Annotated in this window: 25 protein-coding genes; 22 read left to right on the forward strand and 3 right to left on the reverse strand. The window is 57.3% G+C overall.

All coding sequences use genetic code 11. The features are described 5' to 3' along the window. The 7 genes from RHM62_RS03890 (at nt 1) to RHM62_RS03920 (ending at nt 9,362) form a co-directional block, all read left to right on the forward strand. Nucleotides 1–906, forward strand: a complete 906-nt coding sequence (locus tag RHM62_RS03890) for an ABC transporter permease (RefSeq protein ID WP_322124259.1) — start codon at nt 1–3, stop codon at nt 904–906. Further along, a complete protein-coding gene (locus RHM62_RS03895; RefSeq protein WP_322124260.1) occupies nt 903–1,898 on the forward strand; it encodes an ABC transporter ATP-binding protein in 996 nt (331 codons plus the stop codon). Before RHM62_RS03890 ends, RHM62_RS03895 begins: the two co-directional genes overlap by 4 nt. Further along, on the forward strand, nt 1,895–2,902 hold the full coding sequence (locus RHM62_RS03900; protein ID WP_322124261.1) for an ABC transporter ATP-binding protein: 1,008 nt from the start codon (nt 1,895–1,897) through the stop codon (nt 2,900–2,902). The genes RHM62_RS03895 and RHM62_RS03900 overlap by 4 nt, the downstream gene beginning before the upstream one ends. A gap of 19 nt (nt 2,903–2,921) precedes the next feature. Then, nucleotides 2,922–4,103 carry an acetylornithine deacetylase gene (gene argE, locus RHM62_RS03905; protein ID WP_322124262.1) on the forward strand — a complete coding sequence of 394 codons (1,182 nt, stop codon included), beginning with the start codon at nt 2,922–2,924 and terminating at the stop codon, nt 4,101–4,103. A gap of 210 nt (nt 4,104–4,313) precedes the next feature. Beyond that, nucleotides 4,314–6,383, forward strand: a complete 2,070-nt coding sequence (locus RHM62_RS03910) for a molybdopterin oxidoreductase family protein (RefSeq protein ID WP_322124263.1) — start codon at nt 4,314–4,316, stop codon at nt 6,381–6,383. 30 nt (nt 6,384–6,413) lie between these two features. Next, nucleotides 6,414–7,505 (forward strand): aminopeptidase, encoded by a 1,092-nt coding sequence (locus tag RHM62_RS03915; protein WP_322124264.1) that lies wholly within the window; start codon nt 6,414–6,416, stop codon nt 7,503–7,505. A gap of 174 nt (nt 7,506–7,679) precedes the next feature. Continuing rightward, on the forward strand, nt 7,680–9,362 hold the full coding sequence (locus tag RHM62_RS03920; RefSeq protein ID WP_322124265.1) for a long-chain fatty acid--CoA ligase: 1,683 nt from the start codon (nt 7,680–7,682) through the stop codon (nt 9,360–9,362). Between the two features lie 55 nt (nt 9,363–9,417). Here RHM62_RS03920 and RHM62_RS03925 read toward each other — a convergent pair whose 3' ends face one another. After that, nucleotides 9,418–9,825, reverse strand: coding sequence for an acyl-CoA thioesterase (locus tag RHM62_RS03925; RefSeq protein ID WP_322124266.1), 408 nt, complete (start codon nt 9,823–9,825; stop codon nt 9,418–9,420). A 61-nt stretch (nt 9,826–9,886) separates the two neighbouring features. On the opposite strand from RHM62_RS03925, the gene RHM62_RS03930 reads away from it, so the two are divergent. The 8 genes from RHM62_RS03930 (at nt 9,887) to RHM62_RS03965 (ending at nt 18,524) form a co-directional block, all read left to right on the forward strand. After that, nucleotides 9,887–11,740: an ABC transporter ATP-binding protein/permease gene (locus RHM62_RS03930; RefSeq protein WP_322124267.1), complete on the forward strand. Its 1,854-nt coding sequence runs from the start codon at nt 9,887–9,889 to the stop codon at nt 11,738–11,740. Nucleotides 11,741–11,780: 40 nt separating this feature from the next. Continuing rightward, on the forward strand, nt 11,781–12,755 hold the full coding sequence (locus tag RHM62_RS03935; RefSeq protein ID WP_322124268.1) for a LysR family transcriptional regulator: 975 nt from the start codon (nt 11,781–11,783) through the stop codon (nt 12,753–12,755). A 463-nt stretch (nt 12,756–13,218) separates the two neighbouring features. Further along, nucleotides 13,219–14,160 (forward strand): transporter substrate-binding domain-containing protein, encoded by a 942-nt coding sequence (locus tag RHM62_RS03940; RefSeq protein ID WP_322124269.1) that lies wholly within the window; start codon nt 13,219–13,221, stop codon nt 14,158–14,160. Between the two features lie 174 nt (nt 14,161–14,334). After that, complete coding sequence (locus RHM62_RS03945) at nt 14,335–15,078, forward strand: amino acid ABC transporter permease (protein WP_322124270.1); 744 nt, start codon at nt 14,335–14,337, stop codon at nt 15,076–15,078. A 2-nt stretch (nt 15,079–15,080) separates the two neighbouring features. Further along, nucleotides 15,081–15,773, forward strand: a complete 693-nt coding sequence (locus RHM62_RS03950) for an ABC transporter permease subunit (RefSeq protein WP_322124271.1) — start codon at nt 15,081–15,083, stop codon at nt 15,771–15,773. A 58-nt stretch (nt 15,774–15,831) separates the two neighbouring features. Next, a complete protein-coding gene (locus tag RHM62_RS03955; protein WP_322124272.1) occupies nt 15,832–16,557 on the forward strand; it encodes an amino acid ABC transporter ATP-binding protein in 726 nt (241 codons plus the stop codon). Nucleotides 16,558–16,659: 102 nt separating this feature from the next. Then, nucleotides 16,660–17,706 carry a dihydroorotase gene (gene pyrC / locus RHM62_RS03960; RefSeq protein WP_322124273.1) on the forward strand — a complete coding sequence of 349 codons (1,047 nt, stop codon included), beginning with the start codon at nt 16,660–16,662 and terminating at the stop codon, nt 17,704–17,706. Between the two features lie 146 nt (nt 17,707–17,852). Then, nucleotides 17,853–18,524 (forward strand): DUF3025 domain-containing protein, encoded by a 672-nt coding sequence (locus tag RHM62_RS03965; RefSeq protein ID WP_322124274.1) that lies wholly within the window; start codon nt 17,853–17,855, stop codon nt 18,522–18,524. Nucleotides 18,525–18,608: 84 nt separating this feature from the next. Here RHM62_RS03965 and RHM62_RS03970 read toward each other — a convergent pair whose 3' ends face one another. Then, nucleotides 18,609–19,757, reverse strand: coding sequence for a porin (locus tag RHM62_RS03970; protein ID WP_322124275.1), 1,149 nt, complete (start codon nt 19,755–19,757; stop codon nt 18,609–18,611). Nucleotides 19,758–19,986: 229 nt separating this feature from the next. Here RHM62_RS03970 and coq7 point away from each other — a divergent pair, with 229 nt between their 5' ends. Next, complete coding sequence (gene coq7 / locus RHM62_RS03975; RefSeq protein ID WP_322125312.1) at nt 19,987–20,616, forward strand: 2-polyprenyl-3-methyl-6-methoxy-1,4-benzoquinone monooxygenase; 630 nt, start codon at nt 19,987–19,989, stop codon at nt 20,614–20,616. Between the two features lie 3 nt (nt 20,617–20,619). On the opposite strand, the gene RHM62_RS03980 is transcribed toward coq7, so the two are convergent. After that, on the reverse strand, nt 20,620–21,045 hold the full coding sequence (locus RHM62_RS03980; protein ID WP_322124276.1) for an OsmC family protein: 426 nt from the start codon (nt 21,043–21,045) through the stop codon (nt 20,620–20,622). Between the two features lie 230 nt (nt 21,046–21,275). Between RHM62_RS03980 and rplM the strand changes: the two genes are divergently transcribed. The 6 genes from rplM to erpA all read left to right on the forward strand — a co-directional run bounded on the left by rplM (nt 21,276) and on the right by erpA (nt 24,832). Continuing rightward, nucleotides 21,276–21,704: a 50S ribosomal protein L13 gene (gene rplM, locus RHM62_RS03985; protein ID WP_009666888.1), complete on the forward strand. Its 429-nt coding sequence runs from the start codon at nt 21,276–21,278 to the stop codon at nt 21,702–21,704. 9 nt (nt 21,705–21,713) lie between these two features. Then, on the forward strand, nt 21,714–22,106 hold the full coding sequence (gene rpsI, locus RHM62_RS03990; RefSeq protein ID WP_009666889.1) for a 30S ribosomal protein S9: 393 nt from the start codon (nt 21,714–21,716) through the stop codon (nt 22,104–22,106). A 113-nt stretch (nt 22,107–22,219) separates the two neighbouring features. After that, nucleotides 22,220–23,263, forward strand: a complete 1,044-nt coding sequence (gene argC / locus RHM62_RS03995) for an N-acetyl-gamma-glutamyl-phosphate reductase (protein WP_322124277.1) — start codon at nt 22,220–22,222, stop codon at nt 23,261–23,263. 70 nt (nt 23,264–23,333) lie between these two features. Then, nucleotides 23,334–24,014, forward strand: coding sequence for a DUF6776 family protein (locus RHM62_RS04000; protein ID WP_322124278.1), 681 nt, complete (start codon nt 23,334–23,336; stop codon nt 24,012–24,014). Between the two features lie 11 nt (nt 24,015–24,025). Beyond that, a complete protein-coding gene (locus RHM62_RS04005; protein ID WP_322124279.1) occupies nt 24,026–24,430 on the forward strand; it encodes a polymer-forming cytoskeletal protein in 405 nt (134 codons plus the stop codon). Nucleotides 24,431–24,481: 51 nt separating this feature from the next. Further along, on the forward strand, nt 24,482–24,832 hold the full coding sequence (gene erpA, locus RHM62_RS04010; RefSeq protein ID WP_009666893.1) for an iron-sulfur cluster insertion protein ErpA: 351 nt from the start codon (nt 24,482–24,484) through the stop codon (nt 24,830–24,832). Nucleotides 24,833–24,852: the final 20 nt, after the last annotated feature.

Here is a 24,852-nt window from a genome sequence, read left to right on the forward strand (position 1 = left end):
ATGGAAAACACTCCACCGCAAGTCGCCATCGAGACGCCATTCCGGCGCTTCGTGCGCAATTTTTTCAGCAGTAAAATCGCTGCGGCCGGCTTTATCCTGCTGGCCGTGATTGTCCTTGCCGCGCTGTTTGCGCCATGGTTGTCGCCGCAGGATCCGTATGACCTGTCGCGCCTGGACGTGATGGATTCGCGCATGGCACCGGGTGCCGAGTCATTCAGCGGCAATATGACCTTCCTGCTGGGCACCGACGAGCAGGGCCGCGACATGCTGTCGGCCATCCTGTATGGCGTGCGTATTTCGGTCGCGGTCGGCGTCGCCAGTACCGTCATTGCATTACTGATCGGCCTGACGCTGGGCTTGCTGGCCGGTTACTCGGGTGGTCGCACCGAGGCCTTCATCATGCGCGTGGCCGATATCCAGTTGTCGTTCCCGCCCATCCTGATCGCCCTGATCCTGCTGGCGTTGACCGGACCGGGCGTCGGCAAGATCATCATCGCGCTGGTAGCCGTGCAATGGGCGTACTACGCGCGCACTGCCCGCAGCGCCGCGCTGGTCGAACGCAAGAAGGAATACATCGAAGCGGCCACCGCGCTGGGCCTGTCGCCGCTGCGCATCATGCTGCGCCATCTGCTGCCGAATTGCCTGCCGCCGCTGATCGTGATCTCGGCGCTGCAAGTGGCGTCGGCCATTTCGCTCGAAGCCACGTTGTCCTTCCTTGGCCTGGGCTTGCCGGTCACCGAACCGTCGCTCGGCCTGCTGATTGCCAACGGCTTCCAGTACCTGTTATCCGGCAAATACTGGATCAGCTTTTTTCCGGGGATCGCCTTGCTGCTGACGGTGGTGGCGATCAATCTGGTGGCTGACCAATTGCGCGATGTGCTCAATCCGCGCCTGCAAACGCAATGAAAGAAGACACCGTGGTTCCTACTCTGAGCGTGTCGCATCTGCACACGCAATTCACGACACGCGCCGGCATCGTCAAGGCCGTCGACGATGTCTCGTTCTCGGTCATGCCGGGCCAGATCATGGGTCTGGTCGGCGAGTCCGGCTCCGGCAAATCGATGACCGGTTATTCGATCATGGGCTTGATCGACCCTCCCGGCAAAGTCACCGGGGGCTCGATCCTGCTGCAAGGCAGCGAGCTGCGCGGCATCCCGGCCGACGCGATGCGCAAGATACGCGGCGACCGCATCGCGATGATTTTCCAGGATCCGATGATGACCTTGAATCCGGTCCTGCGGATTGATACGCAAATGATGGAAGCGGTGCTCGCGCATCACGACGTCAGCAAGGACACCGCGCGCGCGATGTCGCGCGATGCGCTGGCGCGGGTCGGGATTCCGTCGCCTGACGAGCGACTGCTGGCGTATCCGCACCAGTTCTCCGGCGGCATGCGTCAGCGCGTGGCGATTGCGATTGCACTGCTCAACAAGCCCGACCTGATCATTTGCGACGAGCCGACCACCGCGCTTGATGTGACGATCCAGGGCCAGATCCTCTACGAGATGCAAAAGCTGTGCCGCGAGTCCGGCACCGCGCTGATCTGGATCACGCATGACCTGTCGGTGGTGGCCGGTCTGGCCGACACCGTTTGCGTCATGTATGCCGGAAAAATCGTCGAAAGCGGCACCGTCCGGCAAGTGCTGGAACAGCCGCGCCATCCGTACACGCATGGTCTGATCGGCTCAGCACCGTCGCGCAATCCGCGCGGCCAGCCCTTGCGCCAGATTCCCGGCATGACGCCGTCGCTACTGAATTTGCCGGGTGGTTGTGCGTTCCGTGAGCGCTGCGACCGGGCCAGCGTGGCATGTACCGAGTCGCCGCCGCTGGAACATGCCGATGGCCGCGCGCTGCGCTGCTTTCATCCGATCATCGAACTGGCTGAGGTGAACGCATGACCGATCCAGTCCAATCCATGCTGGAACTGCGTGGTGTCAGCAAGCGCTTCGTCAAATCGATCGATGCGGCGGCACGTATCGCCAATGTCTTCGGCGCTGGCATCAAGGAAGAAGTCGTGCATGCGGTCGATGAGGTCGACCTCGTGATCAATCGCGGTGAAGTGATCGGCCTGGTCGGTGAATCGGGTTGCGGCAAATCGACGCTGGGCCGGATGGCGGTCGGCTTGCACAGCCTGTCATCGGGGTCGCGGCGCTGGAAGGGCGAAGATATCGATGCGCTCGATCCGGCGCAGCGGCGCCTGAAGCAACTCGGCATCCAGATGATTTTTCAGGACCCGTATGCGTCGCTCAACCCGCGCATGCGTGTGCTCGATATCGTCGGCGAAGCGCCGGTCGCGCACAAGATGATCGCCGCGCGCGAGCAGGTCGATTACGTCGAAGACCTGCTGCAGCGGGTCGGCCTCGACCCGGCCGTGCTGCGGCGTTTTCCGCATCAGTTTTCCGGTGGCCAGCGCGCCCGTGTCGGGATCGCGCGGGCGCTGGCGGTGCGGCCCGAATTTCTGGTCTGCGATGAAGCCGTCGCGGCGCTGGATGTGTCGATTCAGGCGCAGGTATTGAACCTGTTCATCCGTCTGCGCGATGAGCTGAACCTGACTTACCTGTTTATTAGCCATGACCTCGGCGTGGTCCGGCATCTTTCCGATCGCGTCGTTATCATGTACCTCGGACGGGTGGTGGAATCGGCACCGGCGGACGCTGTGTTCAATCATGCGAACCATCCGTACACGCAGGCGCTGCTGGCGTCGGCACCGAAACTGGAAGTGCGCAAGACCGAATTTTTTGCAGTGCGTGGCGAGATTCCGTCGCCGCTCAATCCGCCCGATGGCTGCCACTTTCATCCACGCTGTCCGCATGCGATGCCGCGCTGCAGTGTCGAGAAACCGGCCTTGAAAGAAGTCGCGCCGGCACATTTTTCGGCCTGCCACCTGAACGATCAACCCTGAATTTTTGGAGGAAGACACCATGGATACCAAGCTTACGCAGCCCTCGGCTGAACTGATGGCAATGATCGAACGACTGGTCGGCTTTCCGACCGTCTCGCGCGATTCCAACCTGGGATTGATCGAATGGGTTCGTGATTATCTCGCCGGCATGGGCGTCACTTCGCGCCTGACCTATGACTCGACCGGCAAGAAAGCCAACTTGTTCGCCACCGCCGGCGGCGGCAGTCGTGCCGGACTGGTGCTGTCGGGTCACACCGATGTGGTGCCGGTCGATGGCCAGGCCTGGGACACTGATCCGTTCAAGGCGACCGTCGTGGGCGACAAGCTGTACGGCCGCGGCACCGCCGACATGAAAGGCTTCATCGCCAACGCCTTGCTGCTGGTTCCGAAGTACCTCGCCGCAAACACCGACGCACCGCTGCATATCGCGCTGTCGTATGACGAAGAAGTCGGTTGCATCGGGGTGCGCAGCCTGATCCAGGACCTCACCGAGATGGGCCTGAAAACCGCCGGCTGCATCGTCGGTGAACCGACCATGATGCAGCCGATCATTGCGCACAAGGGCACGCACCGTTTCCGCTGCTGCATCACCGGTCGCGAAGCGCATTCGAGCTACACCACGCAGGGTGTCAATTCGATCGAATATGCGGCGCGCATCATCGTTTATATCCGCCAGATGGCCGACCGGCTGGCGCAGCTGGAATCACGGGATTATTCGTTCACGGTGCCATTCACGACGCTGCAGACCGGCACCATCAAGGGCGGCATCGCCTCGAACATCGTGCCCAAGGATTGCGAATTCAATTTCGAGGCACGCACGATGCCGGGTGCGTCGGCCGACCGCTTGTACCAGGAGATTCAGGATTTTGCGGCAACGCTGCTGCCCGAAATGCTGCGGGTCGAACCGAACGCGGTGATCGCTTTCGAGATGCTGGCCAGCGCGCCTGGCATGAGCGCCGAGGAAAGCGATGCCATCGTCCAACTGGCGGTTGGTTTGTCGCGCAACAAGCCCAATGGTGCTGTGTCGTATGGCACCGAGGCGGGCTTGTTTCATCAATCCGGGATTCCGTCGGTCATTTGCGGTCCCGGCGACATCGAGCAGGCGCACCGGCCTAACGAATTTGTCGCGCTGGAGCAGTTGGCGCAGTGTGAGCAATTCATGGAACGGCTAGTCGAATCGGAGTCTGTTAAGCCGGGTTGATTTGTCAGCTTGACAAGCTGTTATTGCACTGCCATCGCATTCGATAACAAACTGATCACGACTCGCCGCGACACCGGAAAATATTTGCAAACCGGTGTGGCGCGGGCTTCCCGCGGCGCACTTTCTGCGCCTATGATGCTTCGAACAGGCAACGCCGCGACCGCATCTCCGGATGCGCGGCCGACGCCCAACTGCTCACAGGAATCACTAATGACGATTACCACCGTGCGTGCGGTTTGTCCGCATGACTGCCCCGATACTTGCGCCTTGCTGGTGACCGTTGATGACGGCGTCGCCACTGCCGTGCGCGGCGATCCGGATCATCCGACCACTGCCGGCGTGCTCTGTACCAAGGTCGCGCGCTACACCGAACGTACCTATCACGCCGACCGCCTGCTCCATCCGCTTAAACGCATCGGCAAAAAAGGCGAAGGCAAATTTGTTCGCATCAGCTGGGACGAAGCGATCGATACCATCGCCAGCCGCCTCGGTGCGATTGCCGCTACTGACCCGCAAGCGATCCTGCCATACAGCTATGCCGGCACGATGGGGCTGGTGCAGGGCGAGTCGATGGCGTCGCGCTTCTTCAATGTGTTGGGTGCCTCGCAACTCGAGCGCACGATCTGTGCGGCGGCCGGCGGCGCGGGCTACAAGTACACGATAGGCCAGCGGGTCGGCACGGACCCCGAACAATTCCAGAATGCGAAGCTGATCCTGATCTGGGGCGGCAATCCGATCGCCTCTAACCTGCACTTGTGGATGCGTGTGCAGGAAGCCAAGCGGCAGGGCGCGAAGATCATCGCGATCGATCCGTACCGCTCGCTGACCGCCGAAAAATGCCAGCAGCACATCGCGCTGTTACCCGGCACCGATGCGGCGCTGGCGCTGGGCATGATGCACGTTTTGATTGCGGACGATTTGATTGACCACGATTATATTGCGCGTCATACAACCGGCTTTGAGCAATTAAAAGTCCGCGCCGCCGAATGGCCGCCGGAGAAAGTCGCCACCACCTGCGGTATCAGCGTCGACGAAGTCATCACGCTGGCACGCGACTACGGTCAGGCTGCGTTGCGCGGCGAGGGTGTCGCGATCCGCGTCAATTATGGTTTGCAACGCGTGCATGGCGGCGGCATGGCGGTGCGTAATATCGCCTGTCTGCCGGCGCTGGTCGGGGCCTGGCGTCAGGCCGCCGGCGGCATTTTGCTGTCGACCTCGGACAGCTTCGCAAAAAACAAGCAGGCGCTCGAGCGGCCCGATCTGGCCAAGCCGGTACGCAGCATCAACATGAGTACGATCGGCGATGATTTGCTGCGTGAAGCCTCGCCGGAATTCGGTCCGAAAATCGCTGCGCTGATTGTCTATAACTCGAACCCGGTGGCGGTCGCACCCGAGTCCGGCAAGGTCATGCAGGGTTTCGCGCGCGAGGATTTGTTCACCGTCGTGCTCGAACACTTCCAGACCGATACCGCCGACTATGCCGACATCGTGTTGCCGGCCACGACGCAGCTCGAACATGTCGACATCCATTCGACCTACGGCCACTTGTACATGATGGCCAACAACGCCGCGATTGCGCCGCTCGGCGAGGCCAAACCGAATACCGAATTTTTCCGTTTGCTGGCGGCGCGCATGGGCTTCGACGATCCGTGTTTTCGTGACAGCGATGGCACGATTGCCGCGAGCGCGTTCGATAGCAGCAACCCGCGCGCGATCCATTTTGACTGGGATAGCCTCAAGCGCACCGGCTGGCAAAAACTGGTGGTGCCGGATGCGCCATTTGCCGACGGCGGTTTCAAGACACCGTCGGGCAAGTGCGAGTTCTATTCCGCGCAGATGCTGGCCGATGGTTTCGATCCGCTGCCGACCTATATTGCGCCGTACGAATCGGTCGCCAGTAATGCGGCGCTGGCCAGCAAATATCCGTTGGCGATGATCTCGCCGCCGGCGCGCAACTTCCTCAATTCCAGCTTCGTCAATGTCGCCAGCCTGCGCGCCACCGAGGGCGAGCCGCATCTCGATATCCATCCCGATGACGCCGCATCACGCCGTATCGGCAGCGGCGACACGGTGCGGATTTTCAATGGTCGCGGCAGCTTCGAAGCGAAGGCGCGCGTGACCGACCGGGCCCGCAAGGGTCTCGTGGTCGGGCTATCGATCTGGTGGAAAAAAATGGCGGCTGATGGCAAGAACGCCAATGAAGTAACCGGCCAGCGTCTGACGGACATGGCCGGTGGTCCGACTTTTTATGACGTATTGGTCGAGGTCGAAAAAAAGTGATGTGAAGTTCCACTCCGGTGAAGGACGATCATGAAATGGCGCACGGGATTGGCGGTAGTAGCTGGCCTGCTGGCGAGCGGATGCGCCCAGTTCGATTATTACTATCAGGCGGCGCAGGGACAGTTTGCGCTGCTCTCGGGGGCCCGTCCGATTGATGACTGGCTGGCCGATCCCGGGGTCGGCGAGAAGCTCAAGGCGCGCCTGACCAAGGTCCGTGAAATCCGTCGCTATGCGGCGCGTGAACTCGGCCTGTCGGACAACAACAGTTACACCAACTATGCCGACCTCAAGCGGCCTTACGTGCTGTGGAATGTGGTGGCTACGCCGGAGTTGTCGATGCAGCCGGCGCAATGGTGTTTTCCGATTGCCGGCTGCGTCAATTACCGCGGCTACTACAACAAGCAGGAAGCGCTCGACTATGCGGCCGTCTTACGCAAGGCTGGCTACGATGTGCAGATGTCGGGCGTGGCGGCGTACTCGACATTAGGCTGGTTCAATGATCCGGTGCTGTCGACCTTCATCCAGTATCCCGATGGTGAACTGGCGCGGCTGGTCTTTCATGAGCTGGCGCATCAGGTTGCCTATGCCCGCAACGATACCCAGTTCAATGAATCATTTGCCACCACCGTCGAGGAACTGGGTGTCGAGCGCTGGATGGCGGCGCACGGCGATGCCGCGATGCGCGAGAACTTCGTGGCGTTCGACGGGCGCAAACGTGATTTTCTCGCGTTGCTGGTCAAGTATCGCAAGCTGCTCGTTGCCAACTATGCGCGCACGGTCGGTGATGGCGACAAGCGGCGTGAAAAGGGCAAGCTGTTTGCGGCCCTGAAGGACGAGTATCTGGTACTGAGAACCGCCTGGGGTGGCTATGCCGGATACGATCGCTGGTTTGCCGAACCGCTATCGAATGCGCACCTGGCAGCGGTGGCTTCCTACCATGACTACGTGCCGGCATTCCGGGCCTTGATGACCGAGCAAAAGACGCTGGCCAGGTTTTATGGAGCCACGCGCAAAATGGCGGCTCTGGAGCCGGCGCAACGTAACATGCAGCTGGCCCAGCTGACGCGCAATGCCACGTTGGCGTCGGTCGATGCCTCGGTGACTAGCGCGATCAAGCGCTGAATGGCGTGCGGGCTAACTGCTTCAAAGACGATTGCTCTGTAGAAGGGTTGCTCAGATAGTACGTAAAACGCTTGCGCCTTGGAGTACTGCCCGATAGCATCGACGATTAATAGAACGAGCGTTCCTATTTGTTGTCGGGAATCGCACCATAACAATCAGAGACAGAGGTGATACATGGACAAGATTTGGCTCAAGTCATACCCGCAAGGCGTTCCTGCAGAAATCGACTACACGCAATATCGCTCACTGGTTCACTTGCTTGAAGAAGCGTTTCAGAAATATGCCGACCGCAATGCCTACGTTTGCATGGACAAGTTCCTGACGTATGCCGAGCTTGATGCGATGTCGAAAAAACTCGGTGCATGGTTGCAGTCGAAGGGACTGAAAAAAGGCGCGCGCGTCGCCATCATGATGCCCAACGTGCTGCAGTATCCGGTGGCGATTGCGGCCATCCTGCGGGCCGGTTTCACGGTGGTCAACGTCAATCCGCTGTACACGCCGCGCGAACTGGAACACCAGCTCAATGACTCCGGTGCCGAAGCCATCATCATCCTCGAAAACTTTGCGACCACGCTCGAGCAGGTACTGCCGAAGACCCGTGTCAAGCATGTCGTCGTGGCCAGTATGGGCGACCTGCTCGGGATGATGAAAGGGACCATCGTCAATTTCGTGGTCCGCAATGTCAAAAAAATGGTGCCGGCGTTTTCCCTGCCAAATGCGATTTCGTTCAAGCAGGCTGTGGCCGAAGGGGCCGCCATTGCGCTCAAGCCGGTCGAACTGGGTCATGATGATGTCGCGTTCCTGCAGTACACGGGCGGTACGACCGGCGTCTCGAAAGGCGCTACGCTTAACCACCGCAATGTCATTGCCAATGTGCTGCAAAGCGAAGCTTGGGCGCAGCCCGCACTGAACCGCGAGCCGAAGATCGCCGCGCTGACCATCGTCTGCGCGCTGCCGCTTTATCATATTTTTGCGCTGACATCGTGCTGCCTGATGGGCACCCGTCTCGGTGGCATGAACATCCTGATTCCGAATCCGCGCGACATGCCGGGTTTCGTCAAGACGCTGGGCAAGTTCAAGATCAACATGCTGCCGGCAGTCAATACGCTCTACAACGGCTTGCTGAACAACCCTGAATTTGCGACGGTCGATTTTTCGATGCTGAAGGTCTGCAATGGCGGCGGCATGGCGGTGCAGAAAGCGGTGGCCGACAAGTGGTTCAAGCTGACCGGTTGCCCGATTGTTGAGGGTTACGGCTTGTCCGAAACTGCACCGGTGGCGACCTGTAATCCCTCGGATTCGGCCACATTCACCGGTACCATCGGCTTGCCGGTGCCGTCGACCGATATCGTTATTCTTGATGACAATGGCGTCGTCGTGCCACTCGGCCAACCGGGTGAAATCGCGATCCGCGGCCCGCAGGTGATGGCCGGTTACTGGAATAATCCTGACGAGACCGCCAAAGTGATGACCGCTGACGGCTTCTTCAAATCGGGTGATATCGGCATCATGGACGAGCGCGGTTACATCAAGATCGTTGACCGCAAGAAGGACATGATCCTGGTCTCGGGCTTCAATGTGTATCCGAACGAAATCGAAGGCATTCTCGCGATGCATCCCGGCGTCCTTGAATCTGCCTGCGTCGGCGTGCCCGACGAGCATTCCGGCGAAGCGGTCAAGCTCTACGTGGTCCGCAAGGACCCGACGTTGACGGTCGAGCAGTTGATGGAGTATTGCAAGGAAAACTTCACTGCCTACAAGAAGCCCAAGTACATCGAGTTTCGTACTGACCTGCCGAAGACCAATGTCGGCAAGATCCTGCGACGCGAATTGCGCGACGAAAAAAAGGTGGCCTGATCCGATCAGGTCACCTTGATGGTGTCGTGCCAGCCGCCCTTCAGGGGCGGTTTTTTTATTCGGTCAGTGGTGGTAGTGGACGTGGCTTGCGATCGGGGCCGGTGGCGACATAGGTCAGTGTGGCTTCGGTGACCTTGACGGTCTCGGCCTGCAGCCGGTTGCGTTCGGCGAAGACTTCGACATTGACGGTGATCGAGGTGTTGCCGACCTTGACGATCTCGGCATAGAACGATAGCAGGTCGCCGACGAATACCGGGTTCTTGAACAGGAATGAATTGACCGCGATGGTGGCGACCCGGCCGTTGGCGCGGCGCGTGGCCGGCAGCGAACCGGCGATGTCGACTTGCGACATGATCCAGCCGCCAAACACGTCGCCGTACACGTTGGCATCGGCTGGCATTGGCAGCATCCGCAGTACCGGCATTTTTCCTTCCGGCAATGCGTTGTCGTTGGTCTTCGTCATGGTGTTTTCCTTTATCCCGTTACAATTTGCGCAGCTTAAACCATTCTGATCTGATCTCCTCATGCGCAATTACTCCGTCGCTCCTCCGGTCGCCGCTGCCAACCAGGCAACGCGCAACGACTGGGCCACCATCAAGACACTGATTCCTTATCTGTGGACCTACAAATGGCGGGTGCTGGTGGCGCTCGGCTGCCTGATCGGTGCCAAGATGGCCAACGTCGGCGTGCCGCTGCTGCTCAAGAATCTGGTTGATCAATTGACGGTGACGGTGTCGCATCCGCAAGCCTTGCTGGTGCTGCCGCTGGGTTTGCTGGTGGCCTACGGCGCACTGCGTTTGTCGACCACGCTATTTACCGAGTTGCGCGAATTCGTGTTCGCCAAGGTGACGCAGCGCGCGGTGCGCACGATCGCCCTGAAAGTATTCCGTCATCTGCATTCGCTGTCATTACGCTTTCATTTGAACCGGCAGACCGGCGGCATGACGCGTGACATCGAACGCGGTACGCGCGGGATCTCATCGCTGGTGTCGTACACGCTGTTCAGCATCTTGCCGACGCTCATTGAAATCACGCTGGTGATCGGCTATCTGGCGTTGCACTACGATGTTTGGTTTTCTGTCATCACGGCGGTGGCGCTGGTGGTCTACATCGTCTTCACGATCACTGTCACTGAATGGCGCACACATTTCCGGCGCACGATGAATGAGCTCGATTCGAAGGCCAGCACCAAGGCGGTCGACTCGCTGATTAATTTTGAAACCGTCAAATATTTCGGTAACGAAGATTACGAAGCCCGTCGTTACGATGAAGGCTTGCAACGCTACGAAGGCGCGGCCGTGAAGTCGCAGACCTCGCTATCGGTGCTCAATACCGGCCAGTCGATGATCATTGCGACTGCCGTGACGCTGATCCTGTGGCGCGCCACGCAAGGCGTGATCGACAAGACGATGACACTCGGTGACCTGGTCCTGGTCAACGCGTTCATGATCCAGTTGTATATCCCGTTGAGTTTTCTGGGTGTGCTGTATCGCGAGATCAAGCAGAGCCTGGCCGACATGGAGCGCTTGTTCCTGTTGCTCGACCAGAACCGCGAGGTCGCCGATGCGATCGATGCCTCCGTGCTGGTAACGGCGGCGGCCTCGGTGCGCTTTGCACAAGTCGACTTCAGTTACGAAGCGAATCGCCAGATCCTGTTCGATGTCGACTTCACGATTGCAGCAGGAACCACGACTGCCGTCGTCGGCCACAGCGGCTCGGGCAAGTCGACGCTGGCGCGCCTGCTGTTTCGTTTTTACGATGTCAATGCCGGTGCCATCACGATCGATGGCCAGGATGTGCGTGACGTCACGCAGGCCTCGCTACGGCATGCGATCGGCATCGTGCCGCAAGACACGGTGCTGTTCAACGACACGATCGAATACAACATTGCCTACGGCAGGACGGGCGCGGGCAAAGACGACGTGATTGCTGCGGCACGGGCCGCGTACATCCATGATTTCATCGAGTCGCTGCCGGATGGATACGCGACGATGGTCGGCGAGCGCGGTCTGAAATTGTCCGGCGGTGAAAAGCAGCGTGTCGCAATCGCCCGCGCGCTGCTGAAAAATCCCGCCTTGCTGATTTTTGACGAAGCGACCTCGGCGCTGGACTCCAAGGCCGAGCAGGCGATCCAGACCCAGCTCAAGGACATCGCCCGCAACCGGACGACGCTGGTGATCGCACACCGGCTCTCGACCATTGCCGATGCGGCGCAAATCCTGGTGCTCGACCAGGGCCGCATCATCGAGCGTGGCACCCATGCGACGCTGCTGACGGCCGATGGCGCGTATGCCCAGATGTGGCAACGCCAGCAGGTGGCAGTGGATCAGGATGGCGCTCCCGTCGTCGATGCGCGTGCCATGGCAGTGCAGACGTAATGCCTTTGCCTGTCTTCGTGAAGCCGATTAACATCGACTGATGGAAACTAAATGGCTAGAAGATTTTTTGTCGCTGGCGGAGACCCGCAGCTTCAGTCGCTCCGCGCAATTGCGCCACGTGACACAACCGGCGTTTTCACGTCGCATCCAATCGCTTGAAGCCTGGCTGGGCGCTGATCTGATCGATCGAACTTCGTATCCGACACGGCTCACGCCGGCCGGTGAAATTTTCTATGAGCAGGCCATGGAAATGCTGGGGCAGATCAACAATGCCCGTGCGCTGTTGCGCGGCAAGCGACCGGCGGCACAAACCACCGTTGACTTCGCGGTGCCGCATACCTTGTCGCTGACCTACATGCCGAAATGGATGACGGCACTGGATGCGGATTTCGGCCCGATCAATACCCGCCTGATGGCACTCAATGTCCATGATGCGGTCATGAGCATGGTGGAAGGTGGTTGCGATTTGCTGTTGTGTTATCACCATCCGCGCCAGCCGGTACAGCTCGATTCCGCCCGGTACGACATGCTGGTGCTGGGTGCCGAGTCGCTTTGCCCCTACGCCCGCTGCGATCGCACGGGAGTCCCTGATTTCGTGTTGCCGGGAAGCGCACTGGCACCGCTGCCGTTTTTGTCATACACCACCAATGCGTATCTTGGACGCATGGTCGAGCTGATCCTGGCGGACGCGAAGCACCCGTTACACCTGCAAAAATGCTACGAAACCGACATGGCTGAAGGCCTGAAAATGATGGCGTTGGAAGGGCGTGGCGTCGTGTTCCTGCCCGAGTCGTCGGTCACTCGCGAGCTCCGGCAAAAGCAACTGGCGCGCGCTGATGGCGGCCAGCCGGAATGGCAAGTCGAGATGGAGATCCGGCTGTATCGCGAAAAACCGTCGGTGGGACGCCCCGGCAAACCACTGGTCGGACGGCTGTGGGACTACCTGGTTCAGCAGCAAATGAAAACGCAGAAGCTACCAGGCAGAAAGCTTTCCATGAAAAAAGTTGTGCCATGAAGTGAGTGACGCATGGTTTTTTGTCGCAGCTTGGTTCCACTCTTAAGTATGTCTTTTCGGCATGAAATCATGCTGACAAAGCATTGGTGCGGTAATGCACCCGTGTTTTAGGATGCGTTGCTGCGATGTCTGATACCGTTTTTCCGGTGCAGGATTACGAGATATTGGTGCTTGTCCGTACTCATTTCGGCACAGACGGTTTCATCAGTCAGCGGTCAGACAGGCTGTTCATGGCCCGGATTTTGCTGTACCGGTGAGTATGTTGATGTTGTCCGAGTTCAATCCGCCGTGTTCGCGTGGCTATCCGTTGACAGATCAGCGACTACGTACTATCCGAAATACGGGTGATGGAATGAAGTGGGTAACCTGTAGCAGGAAATTTTTTTTATGCACGATAGGGGGATTTTTTTCTCTATCGGTGTTGATGCATCAAGCCGATGGCTTTCTACTCTCAGGAGACTGTATGAAATTAGCAAAAATGGTGTTGGTTCTGATTGGTTCGGGTCTGATTGCCTCCGCGGCGCAAGCGCAAGAAACAGGAACACTGAAAAAAATCAAAGATAGCGGCCAGATCACGCTTGGCGTCCGTGATTCGTCGATTCCTTTTTCATATCTCGATGACAAGCAGTCGTATCAGGGTTATTCGATCGACATCTGCATGAAAATCGTTACGTCGATTCAAAAAGAACTCGGCTTGACATCGCTGAATGTAAAACTGAATCCGGTTACGTCGGCGACACGCATTCCATTGATGGCCAACGGTACGGTTGATCTCGAATGCGGGTCAACGACCAACAACCTCGAGCGTCAAAAGCAAGTCGCATTTGCACCGACCACTTTCGTTACCGCCAACCGCCTGCTGGCCAAAAAATCTGCCGGCATCAAGACGCTGGCCGACATGAAAGGCAAGGCGATTGTGTCGACATCGGGCACATCCAACCTGAAGCAGTTCGTCACGCTCAATGGCGAGCAGAACCTCGGCATGAACGTCATGACCGCCAAGGATCACGCAGAAGCATTCCTGATGGTGGAAACGGGTCGTGCCGTGGCGTTCGGCATGGATGACATCCTGCTTGCCTCGCTGGCCGCCAGCTCGAAGTCGCCTGCCGACTACAGCATCACGACCGAAGCGCTGTCAACCGAGCCATACGGCATCATGCTGCGTCGCGAAGATCCTGCTTTCAAGAAGTCGGTCGATACTGCGGTCACGAACCTGTTCAAGTCGGGCGACATTAACCGCATTTATGCCAAGTGGTTCCAGTCACCAATCCCTCCTAAAGGTATCAACCTGAACATCCCGATGAGCGAGCAATTGAAGGCCGTGATTGCCAAGCCTACCGACTCAGGTGACCCTGCAGCGTACGCGTCCGTGCCAGAAGCACAAAAAGTATCAGCCAAGAAATAATCAGTTTTCGCAACACGATCGACAGTGCGGGGGGCGTAACGCCTCCCGCTTTATTTTATGGAATTTACATGCTTCACCGCATAATGCGGGTAGCGGATTTTTCACCTGACGAATACGTCCCCGGCATTGCCAGGGCGAGTACCGTACTCAAGACAACATAGCAAAGAGGCCACGATGAATTACAACTGGAACTGGCAGATATTCTGGGCGCCGTCCCCGGATGGCGTGGGCACCTACATGGATACCCTGCTGTCCGGATTGGTCTGGACGCTGGCGACGGCACTGACCGCCTGGATCATGGCACTTGCCATTGGTGCCATCGTCGGCACGATACGCACGATGCCCAATCGCTGGGCGGTTCGCCTGGCCAACGCGTACGTCGAGTTGTTTCGCAATATTCCGCTGCTGGTACAGATGTTTCTCTGGTACTTCGTGATGCCGGAGCTGGTCCCGGCATCGACGGGTGCCTGGCTTAAGTCGATGCCGAATGCACCGTTCATTACCGCCGTGATCTGCCTCGGATTTTTTACTTCATCGCGTGTGGCCGTGCAGGTTTCTGCTGGTATCCAGGCCTTGCCACGCGGACAAACTCTCGCCGGTACCGCACTCGGACTGACGCTGCCGCAGACTTACCGCCATGTGCTGTTGCCGATGGCGTTCCGGATTGTTCTGCCGCCGCTGACCAGCGAATTTCTCAATATCATCAAGAACAGTTCCGTCGCACTGACCATCGGCCTGATGGAATTGACTGCACGGGCACGGTCGATGTCCGAATTTTCGTTTCAGGTATTTGAGGCATTCACAGCGGTGACGATTATTTACATCGTAGTCAATATTATCGTTGTCAACCTGATGGGCTTACTTGAAAAGAAAGTCGCCGTACCCGGCTTCATTGTCGCCGGATCGGGAGGGCACTGACCATGTTTGCGAATTTCGACTTTAACGTCATTGAGCGGTCCTGGGTTTATCTGTTCCAGACGGGAATGGTGTTCACCTTGAAGCTGACAGCGATGGCCATGGCCGGCGGGATCGTGCTGGGTACGCTGCTGGCGATGATGCGTTTGTCCAAGTACAAGGCACTCTCCTTGCCAGCCACCAGTTATGTCAACCTGATCCGCTCAATGCCGCTGATCCTGGTGATTTTCTGGTTCTACTTTCTGGTGCCTTACATCGGTGCCTGGCTCATCGGATCACCGACGCCAATTCAGGTCGGTGCTTTTTCATCGTCGCTGATTACCTTCATTTTGTTTGAAGCGGCCTACTACTGCGAAATCATGCGCGCTGGTATTCAGTCAATCCCGCGTGGTCAGGTGTCCGCCGGCCGCGCGCTGGGCATGAACTACTGGCAAACCATGAGTAATATCGTTTTGCCCCAAGCCTTTCGCAACATGATCCCGTTGTTGCTGACGCAGACTATCGTGCTGTTCCAGGATGTCTCGCTGGTGTACGTGTTGTCGATCACCGACTTTGTGGGTGCAGCCTCGAAAATCGCCCAACGCGACGGACGCTTGATCGAAATGTACCTGTTCGTCGCAGTCGTGTACTTCGTGATGTGCTTCGGCTTGTCGCTGCTGGTCAAGCAGTTGCAGAAACGGGTTGCCATTATCCGGTGACGTCCCTTCCACCCGGCATGCACGACGATTAAAAAATTAATGGAATCAGGAGAAATACATGATTGAACTCAAAGATGTCAGCAAGTGGTACGGCAAATTCCAGGTCCTCACCGATTGCACCACGAAGGTTGCCAAGGGCGATGTGGTGGTGGTGTGTGGCCCGTCGGGGTCCGGCAAGTCGACGCTGATCAAGACCGTCAACGGCCTCGAGCCATTCCAGAAAGGCGAAATTTTCGTCGACGGAGTGTCAGTTGGTGATCCGAAAACTAACTTGTCGAAACTGCGCGCCCGCATCGGTATGGTGTTCCAGAACTTCGAGCTGTTCCCGCACCTGTCGATCCGCGAGAATCTGACGATCGGGCAGATCAAGGTATTGGGTCGTAGCGTCGAGGAGGCCACCGACAAGGGCTTGAAATACCTTGATCGGGTCGGTCTGATTGCACAACAGGACAAGTTTCCGGGGCAGTTATCCGGGGGGCAGCAACAGCGGGTAGCGATTGCCCGTGCGCTGTCGATGGATCCGATTGCGATGTTGTTCGATGAGCCGACCTCGGCACTGGATCCCGAGATGATCAACGAAGTGTTGGACGTGATGGTCGGACTGGCCAACGAGGGCATGACAATGATGGTGGTAACGCACGAAATGGGTTTTGCCAAGAAAGTCGCCAATCGTGTCATTTTCATGGACAGCGGCCTGATCGTCGAAGATTGCACCAAGGATGAATTTTTCACCACCCAGCGTTCCGACCGAGCGCGGGATTTCCTGGCGAAGATCATTCACTGACCGGTTCTCCGCGTTGTATTGAGCTGCACGATAACCGCATCCGCCGCGCCGGGGATGCGGTTTTTTTCGGTAAAATGCGGGACGTCCTTCACGAGAGCCAGCATGTCCCATTCCACGCCCCAAACAATCACCATTACCCGCCCCGATGACTGGCACCTGCACTTGCGCGACGGCGCGATGATGGCCAGCGTGCTGCCGCACACGGCACGACAATTTGGCCGTGCCATCGTGATGCCCAATCTGAAGCCGCCAGTAACCCTGACCAGCCAGGCTGTGGCCTATCGCGAGCGCATCGTGGCCGCGTTGCCTGTCGGGATGACGTTCGAGCCGTTGATGACGCTCTACCTGACTGACAACACTGCGCCTGATGAAATCCGTCGCGCCGTGGAGAGTGGGATCGTCCATGGCATCAAGCTTTATCCGGCCGGAGCCACCACCAATTCTGACGCCGGCGTGAGTGACCTGACCAAATGCTATAAAACGCTGGAAGTCATGCAGGAAGTCGGCTTGCCGCTGCTGCTGCACGGCGAAGTCACTGATCCGGCAATCGATCTTTTCGACCGCGAAGCCGTCTTCATCGATCGTGTGCTGATGCCGCTGCGCGCGGCCATGCCGGCGCTGAAGATTGTCTTTGAACACATCACCACCAGCGAAGCGGCAGCGTACGTGTCGGAGTCCGCCGGACCGATCGCGGCAACGATTACCGCACATCATTTGCTGTACAACCGGAACGAGATTTTCAAGGGCGGGATCCGGCCACATTACTATTGCCTACCCGTGCTCAAGCGTGAGCAGCATCGATTGGCGCTGCTCAAGGCGGCGACGTCAGGCAATCCACGATTTTTTCTCGGAACCGATTCGGCACCACATCCGAAAGGCCTGAAAGAGCACGCCTGTGGTTGCGCCGGTTGCTACACCGCATTGCATGCGATGGAGTTGTACACGCAGGCATTTGACAGTGCGGGCGCACTCGATCAGCTGGAACAATTTGCCAGCTTCAACGGGCCGGACTTTTATCAGTTGCCTCGCAACGCCGGGACCATCACGCTGCAGCGCAAGGCATGGTCGATGCCCGATGAACTGGCGGTTGGTAATACCACCGTGGTGCCCCTGAATGCCGGAGAGAGTCTGCCCTGGAAGATGGAATGACCACTGGTGCCGGGGCACTTGATTTCAGGTCTGGTATCGACTGGAATCAACCCTGGCTGGCACCTCTGCGCGCTCGTGGAGAGCCCCTTTGCCTGCCGCTTGCAAACTGGCGCTGCGCTATTGACGAGCTTGCGCAGGACAGCGGCATGCGCAATCACATGGGCTTGCCAATTCGTTTTGTGCCGCAGTCCGATCTCCCGCCAGGCCTAGGCTACGAGGCCTTCATTGGTGCCACCGGACAGGTACCTACCCGCAATAATCTGCACGATTTTTTCAATGCGCAAGTCTGGCTGGCTTTTCCACGGATTAAGTCAAAACTCAATGCGTTGCAGGCGGCTGACATCACGCGCCAGGAAGTCGAATCCGGTGGAGTCACCGCTGCGCATCGCGGTCAATTGCGCGACGCGCTGACAATCTTTGATGAAAGCTCTGCGCTGCTGGTGTCGAGTAACCCGAGCCTGTTTGCCGCACTGCGTGTACATGACTGGCGCTCGGTCTTTATTGACAGACGCAATGACTTTGGACGTACTTGCGAGGTCTATTTGTTCGGCCATGCGCTGATGGAAAAACTGGTTGCTCCTTACAAGGGAATCACTGCACATGCCTGGCTGGTCGAAGTAGATGGGGATTATTTTGACCGTCCGGAAGCCGCCCGCATGGCGCATGTCGATGGCGTGATTGCCGGTCAGCTCACCGCAGCCTTGCGAAATCGCGATTACGCGCCGTTACCGTTAATGGGTATCCCCGGCTGGTCGGCGGCACAAGATGCGGACTTCTATGCCGATTCGTCGGTATTCAGGCCCGGCCGGATCCGGTGACAAGTTATTTGTGGACATGAAAAAAGCACCCGAAGGTGCTTTTTTTTGCTGAAGTCCATTGGCCACTGTTGTGACCAAGGGGAATCAGAATGTGTGGCGAACGCCGACTGCGTAGCCTTTGTCACCCGAACCTGCGGTGATGTCACCAGCGTTGCCGACGGTGTATGCCGCGCCGTTGTCGTTCTTGATATGTGAGAACTGGGCGTACAAAGCAGTCCGCTTGGACACGTTGTACTCATAGCCGATTGCCATTTGCTTGGCATCTTGCGCCGATGCGGTTTTGTCTTTGCGGTCGATGTACGACAGTTGGACATTGCTGACGCCAAACGGGATCGTCGCGCCGAGCAAGAAGTCACGTGTGTCGGCGCTTGCAGGTGGAACGAAAGTCCGGTTGTACGGCATGCCGGCAGCAGCATTGAAACCAACCAGAACCGAGCCAGGCGTTGCGCTGGTGAAGCTTGGTCCCTTGACGGTCGCGTACAGCGCCGACAGCTTGACCACGTCGAAGTTGTAGGAGGCGGCAATGATGGCGTTCTTGGTTACTGCAGCTGATTGGGCAGCAACATAAGCCGCTGGTAACGCGGATGCTGGTGCGGCATTTTGGCGCTGCATTGCTGCACGTATCATCAGGGGGCCATTGGCATACTGGACGGCTCCGTTGATTACGCGACCCAGTTTGGTGTCACCCGCGACTTCACCGAATCCGTACAGCAGTTCACCGCTGAAACCCGAAAACGATGGGCTGACGTACAGAATGCTGTTGTTGCTGCGGCCGTTCGAGCCTGTAAATGCCACCAGGTTACCGGAGTTACCTTCGCCGCCTGCGCCGAATGGATCAACTGCAGCAACTGTTTTAAAGTAAGGATTGTATTGGCGACCCATGGTCAGCGTACCGTTATTGCTTTTCAAGCCGACAAAGTTCTGGCGGGCGAAAACGGTACCGGCTGGATTCGCGGTCGATGCGCCTTGAGCATTGCCGCCGGTATCGATGGTGATGCCAGTCTCGAGCAAGAACACGGCAGCAACGCCGCCGCCCAAATCTTCAACGCCGCGGAAACCGAGGCGTGAGCCGGCGGTGACGCCGCTCGTCAGTTTGGTAACTGAACCCGATGGATTGCCGCTTTCGTGTACTACGCCAGCGTCCATGATGCCGTACATCGTGACTGAACTTTGTGCTGTAGCTGAACCAGCGATGGCGCTCAGGACTGCAAGTGCGAGTAGTGATTTTTTCATTGATAATCTCCAGGAGTTTTTAGAAAAAACATTATTGTTTTAAATTCAACGGCTCAACGGCATCGCAATTCAGCTTTGCCGTTTCTCTTCGGCGAGACGAGAAGCTGGGAAGCATTTCAACAAATATCAGCCACCAGAGCAAAGAAAAGTTGGTGTGCAAGGCAATAAGTCAGCATTGATGTTGCGGACTCACAACACGGTATTTTTATATTGGCAAATGGGGGAAATCATGAGTGGTCGTACGGATAACTGGATTGCCGGTTTTGATAAGGCATTGCGCATCATTGCCGGAGTGGCTGTCGCAGCGCGGGCAAGTCCCGCAGTGACGATTGAAGAGGCGGTGATGAGTGATCAGGACAGGCGGCACAGTGCTGGTCTGATGCGCGTCAACCATGTTGGCGAGGTGTGTGCGCAAGCGTTGTATCAGTCTCAAGGACAGTTTGCCCGCAGTGCTGACCTGACCCGGCAATTTGCTCTCGCGGCGCGCGAGGAAGAAGACCATCTTGCGTGGACTGCCGAGCGTATTGCCCAGTTGGGTTCGCGCACCAGCGTTCTCAATCCGATTTGGTTTGCAGGATCGTACTTGCTCGGGATTGCTGCTGCGCGGGCCGGAGATGCACGAAGCCTCGGATTCGTGGTCGAGACCGAACGCCAGGTTGAAGCACATCTGACGCATCATCTCGACACGCTCCCTGCGACCGACACTATGTCGCGTGCCATCGTGCTGCAAATGCGCGACGATGAAATCGCTCACGGCGCTGCTGCTCAGGAGTTGGGTGCGAGCGAGTTGCCTAAACCCGCGCGCCTCCTGATGGGTGTCATCAGCAAAGTCATGACGCGTACCGCCTATTACTTATAGGTTTCAGGCCTGTTCGAGAATTTCGATGCTATGCGTGATGACGGCTGATTTTTCAAGCATGATCGATGCGGAACAGTATTTGTCGTGTGACAGTTTGATGGCGCGCTCGACCAGATTGGGTTTCAGGTCAATCCCGGTGACGATGAAATGGAAATGGATTTTGGTAAAAACCTTCGGGTCTTTTTCTGCGCGCTCCGAGGTCAGTTTGACTTCGCAATTGCGGATTTCCTGCCCGCTTTTGCGCAAAATAAGGACGACGTCGTAGGCGGTACAGCCGCCGGTGCCGAGTAGCACGATCTCCATTGGACGCGGTGCCAGATTCCGGCCGCCCCCGTCGGGCGCGCCGTCCATGGCAACCACGTGGCCAGAGCCGGTTTCTGCAAGAAAAGTCATTCCGGACAAGCCGGTCCAGCGTACGGTGCATTCCATGTGCGAGTTCTCCATTGATTCGGTAAGAAGGTTCATTAACGGACGTAGTTTAACGACTGGTGCAGTCGTTGTCTCTGGTCACTGCGTTTTAAATTGACCCGAAGCCCGCACTACGGGTACACTCTCGCGTTCTTCTGTACGCTCAGGAAGAGATAACAAGGCAGAGTCTGCGCAAATCAGCGCGTGGAACCACCTATCTTTGAGCGAATCAATCTAGTTAGGAAGTCATCATGAAAACTTTTTCCGCTAAAGGCCATGAGGTCAAGCGTGAATGGTTTGTGATTGACGCGACGGACAAAATCCTCGGACGTGTTGCCAGCGAAGTGGCACTCCGATTGCGCGGCAAACATAAACCCGAATTCACCCCGCACGTTGATACGGGTGATTTCATTATCGTCATCAATGCAGGCAAGTTGCGTGTTACCGGTAGCAAGGCTACCGAGCGTACGTACTATCGCCACAGTGGTTATCCAGGCGGTATCTACGAGACCAACTTCCTGAAGATGCAACAGCGTTTTCCAGGTCGCGCGCTTGAAAAAGCGGTCAAAGGCATGCTGCCTAAAGGCCCGTTGGGCTACGCGATGATCACGAAGCTCAAGGTCTATGCAGAGGCAACACATCCGCATTCCGCGCAGCAACCCAAAGTACTTGAACTCTAAGGAACTGACATGATCGGTATCTACAACTACGGGACCGGCCGTCGCAAGAGTGCAGTCGCTCGCGTCTTCATCAAAACCGGCAGCGGTCAGATCGTCGTCAACGGCAAGCCAGCGAATGAATATTTCTCGCGCGAAACCGGTCTGATGGTGATTCGCCAGCCACTCGAACTGACCAACAACGTCACCACCTTTGACATCATGATTAACGTCAACGGCGGCGGCGAATCCGGCCAAGCTGGTGCAGTTCGTCACGGTATCACTCGCGCATTGATCGACTACGATGCCACCCTGAAGCCAGAGCTGGCCAAGGCTGGTTTTGTTACTCGCGATGCACGTGAAGTCGAGCGTAAAAAAGTCGGCCTGCGTAAAGCACGTCGCGCAAAGCAGTTCTCGAAGCGTTAATCGCGTCTTCAGTATTGCCAGAACCGCCGGATTCGTCTGGCGGTTTTTTTTCGCCTGTGCCGGGCGTATTTCGGCTGCTGTTAGAATTCGGCATAACCAGTAAGGGGAAAGAAATGATCAAAGTTGGAATCGTCGGCGGCACGGGATATACCGGCGTTGAACTGCTACGTTTGCTGGCGGTACATCCGGAGGTTGAGTTAGTCGCAATCACCTCGCGCAAAGAGGATGGTTTGCCGGTAGCCGATATGTTCCCTTCGCTGCGCGGTCACGTTGCGCTGGCGTTTTCGTCTCCTGAAAAAGCCCGTCTCGACGAATGCGATGTAGTGTTCTTCGCAACGCCACACGGCGTAGCCATGCACCAGGCACCCGCGCTGCTGGAGGCTGGTGTCAAGGTCATCGACTTGGCCGCTGATTTTCGTTTGCAGGATACGGCGACATTTGAGCAGTGGTACGGCATGCCACATTCCTGTCCGGAACTATTGGCGGAAGCCGTCTACGGCTTACCCGAAGTCAATCGTGAGGCAATACGGCATGCGCGACTGATCGGATTGCCGGGTTGTTATCCAACATCGATGCAGCTCGGCTATGCCCCTTTGCTGGCTGGCGTGACCCCGCTGGTGAATGAATCGGGCTTGATCGCCGACTGTAAATCGGGCGTCTCCGGCGCGGGTCGCAAAGCCGAGATCGGGGCGTTGATGGCCGAAGCCAGTGATAATTTCAAGGCTTATGGCGTCAAGGGACATCGTCACTTGCCGGAGACCGTTCAAGGTCTGCAAGCGATCTCGGGCCGGCCCGTCGGGCTGACGTTCGTGCCGCATCTGGTACCAATGATTCGTGGTATTCATTCAACCTTGTATGCGCAGATATTGCCGGAAGCGCGTGGTACAGATTTTCAGGCGCTGTACGAACAGCATTTCAAGGGCGAGCGATTTGTCGACGTGATGCCTGCCGGAAGTCATCCTGAGACCCGTTCAGTGCGTGCCTCCAACATGCTGCGTATCGCCGTTCATCGGCCCGGTGGTGGTGACCTGCTCGTGATCCTTGTGGTGGAAGATAATCTCGTCAAGGGCGCTGCCGGACAGGGCGTGCAGTGCATGAACATCCTGTTCGGACTTGACGAAACGATGGGTCTGACACACGTGCCGGTCATGCCTTGATGTCACTGGCCTTTTTGCTGTCATGAGGATCAAGTTGTGGTTGCGGCGATTGTCGATTTCCGCCCCTCGCATGACCATAAAAAGCCATTTTCCATGGCCACTGAAAATGCTGTTCATGGTCTGTACGATCGCACTCGGTGGTGCTGCGGCTTTGTGGATCTATGATCTTGGAAGGCAGTTCACCGGGAGCGGTCAGCCCGCACAGCAAAACGCACCAGCCTATCAGCAGGAACTCGACAGGTTGTCGGCCGAGCGGGATCGTTATTCAAGCACGGTCAACGCGTCGGAAAGCCAGTTGATGATCGAGCGTAGTGCGCAGACGCAGCTGGTCGCTCAGGTCAAGGTACTGGAAACTGAAAATGCGCGGCTCAAGGAAGACCTGGCTTTTTTTGAAAGCTTGCTGCCATCCGGCACAGGTGGTCCGGAAGTGTCCATCCGTCGCCTTACGGTAGACATGGTTGGTCAGAATCAGGTGCGGTATCGTTTGCTGCTGATGCAAGGGGCACGAGGGAAAAGTGATTTCATTGGCTCACTCCAGCTTGCCGTTACGACATTGCAAGCAGGACGCAGTACGGTCATACTTTTCCCCTTAGCAAATTCTACTGATGCTGCGCAGTTCAAGCTCGCATTTCGGCACTATCAGCGTGTTGAAGGCGTGCTCACACTACCCGACGGCATGTCGGCGAGATCGGTGCAAGCACGGATCTATGAAAAAGGCCAGATGCGAACCCAGGCGTCGGCAAACTTGTAAAGGTAGCTCCCATGTTCGGTCGCAAATCCAAAAGTACCATCGACAGCTTGATTGGCATTTCCACCTCCATTGTTGGCGACGTGCATTTTAAGGGCGGCTTGCGCATCGATGGTCATGTCAAGGGCAGCGTCATTGCCAATCCGGGCGAAACCAGCATGCTGGTGATTTCGGAGCAGGCGAAAATCGAGGGTGACGTCCGGGTGGCCCACCTGGTAGTCAACGGCGAAATTGTCGGGCAGGTGTTTTCTGCCGAGCTACTTGAACTGCAGCCGAAAGCCCGCATAACTGGCGACGTGTATTACAAAGCGCTGGAGATGCACGGGGGTGCCGTGGTGTCCGGCAAGCTGACCCATGACCTGGTCGGCGAGCCGGTATTGAAACTGGCACTGCCAAAGTTGGCGTCTTCCGGCACATGATCTGGTGTGGCCGTCTATAATGTGAAATATTAGTCCAGTGGGAGTCATGAAATGAATGCAGTTACCGAAATGCCAGCACCGATTCTGTTTAGTGATAGTGCGGCGATGAAAGTCGCGCAACTGATCGAAGAAGAAGGTAATCCCGACCTGAAATTGCGTGTATTCGTTCAGGGCGGTGGTTGCTCGGGTTTCCAGTACGGTTTTACGTTCGACGAAATCGCCAATGAAGACGATACGACGATGACGAAGAACGGCGTCCAGTTGCTGATCGATTCGATGAGCTACCAGTATCTGGTCGGTGCCGAAATCGACTACAAGGATGATCTTGAAGGCGCGCAATTCGTCATCAAGAATCCGAATGCCACCACTACCTGTGGTTGCGGTTCGTCCTTTTCGGCCTGATTCGTCGGGAGGTCTCAAAA

This window comes from Actimicrobium sp. CCC2.4, assembly GCF_034347385.1.
Taxonomy (GTDB): Bacteria; Pseudomonadota; Gammaproteobacteria; order Burkholderiales; family Burkholderiaceae_D; genus Actimicrobium.

Coding starts and splice junctions, on each gene's coding strand:
- RHM62_RS03890 (WP_322124259.1), top strand. CDS start 1: ATGGAAAACACTCCACCGCAAGTCGCCATCGAGACGCCATTCCGGCGC.
- RHM62_RS03895 (WP_322124260.1), top strand. CDS start 903: ATGAAAGAAGACACCGTGGTTCCTACTCTGAGCGTGTCGCATCTGCAC.
- RHM62_RS03900 (WP_322124261.1), top strand. CDS start 1,895: ATGACCGATCCAGTCCAATCCATGCTGGAACTGCGTGGTGTCAGCAAG.
- argE (WP_322124262.1), top strand. CDS start 2,922: ATGGATACCAAGCTTACGCAGCCCTCGGCTGAACTGATGGCAATGATC.
- RHM62_RS03910 (WP_322124263.1), top strand. CDS start 4,314: ATGACGATTACCACCGTGCGTGCGGTTTGTCCGCATGACTGCCCCGAT.
- RHM62_RS03915 (WP_322124264.1), top strand. CDS start 6,414: ATGAAATGGCGCACGGGATTGGCGGTAGTAGCTGGCCTGCTGGCGAGC.
- RHM62_RS03920 (WP_322124265.1), top strand. CDS start 7,680: ATGGACAAGATTTGGCTCAAGTCATACCCGCAAGGCGTTCCTGCAGAA.
- RHM62_RS03925 (WP_322124266.1), bottom strand. CDS start 9,825: ATGACGAAGACCAACGACAACGCATTGCCGGAAGGAAAAATGCCGGTA.
- RHM62_RS03930 (WP_322124267.1), top strand. CDS start 9,887: ATGCGCAATTACTCCGTCGCTCCTCCGGTCGCCGCTGCCAACCAGGCA.
- RHM62_RS03935 (WP_322124268.1), top strand. CDS start 11,781: ATGGAAACTAAATGGCTAGAAGATTTTTTGTCGCTGGCGGAGACCCGC.
- RHM62_RS03940 (WP_322124269.1), top strand. CDS start 13,219: ATGAAATTAGCAAAAATGGTGTTGGTTCTGATTGGTTCGGGTCTGATT.
- RHM62_RS03945 (WP_322124270.1), top strand. CDS start 14,335: ATGAATTACAACTGGAACTGGCAGATATTCTGGGCGCCGTCCCCGGAT.
- RHM62_RS03950 (WP_322124271.1), top strand. CDS start 15,081: ATGTTTGCGAATTTCGACTTTAACGTCATTGAGCGGTCCTGGGTTTAT.
- RHM62_RS03955 (WP_322124272.1), top strand. CDS start 15,832: ATGATTGAACTCAAAGATGTCAGCAAGTGGTACGGCAAATTCCAGGTC.
- pyrC (WP_322124273.1), top strand. CDS start 16,660: ATGTCCCATTCCACGCCCCAAACAATCACCATTACCCGCCCCGATGAC.
- RHM62_RS03965 (WP_322124274.1), top strand. CDS start 17,853: ATGCGCAATCACATGGGCTTGCCAATTCGTTTTGTGCCGCAGTCCGAT.
- RHM62_RS03970 (WP_322124275.1), bottom strand. CDS start 19,757: ATGAAAAAATCACTACTCGCACTTGCAGTCCTGAGCGCCATCGCTGGT.
- coq7 (WP_322125312.1), top strand. CDS start 19,987: ATGAGTGGTCGTACGGATAACTGGATTGCCGGTTTTGATAAGGCATTG.
- RHM62_RS03980 (WP_322124276.1), bottom strand. CDS start 21,045: ATGGAATGCACCGTACGCTGGACCGGCTTGTCCGGAATGACTTTTCTT.
- rplM (WP_009666888.1), top strand. CDS start 21,276: ATGAAAACTTTTTCCGCTAAAGGCCATGAGGTCAAGCGTGAATGGTTT.
- rpsI (WP_009666889.1), top strand. CDS start 21,714: ATGATCGGTATCTACAACTACGGGACCGGCCGTCGCAAGAGTGCAGTC.
- argC (WP_322124277.1), top strand. CDS start 22,220: ATGATCAAAGTTGGAATCGTCGGCGGCACGGGATATACCGGCGTTGAA.
- RHM62_RS04000 (WP_322124278.1), top strand. CDS start 23,334: ATGACCATAAAAAGCCATTTTCCATGGCCACTGAAAATGCTGTTCATG.
- RHM62_RS04005 (WP_322124279.1), top strand. CDS start 24,026: ATGTTCGGTCGCAAATCCAAAAGTACCATCGACAGCTTGATTGGCATT.
- erpA (WP_009666893.1), top strand. CDS start 24,482: ATGAATGCAGTTACCGAAATGCCAGCACCGATTCTGTTTAGTGATAGT.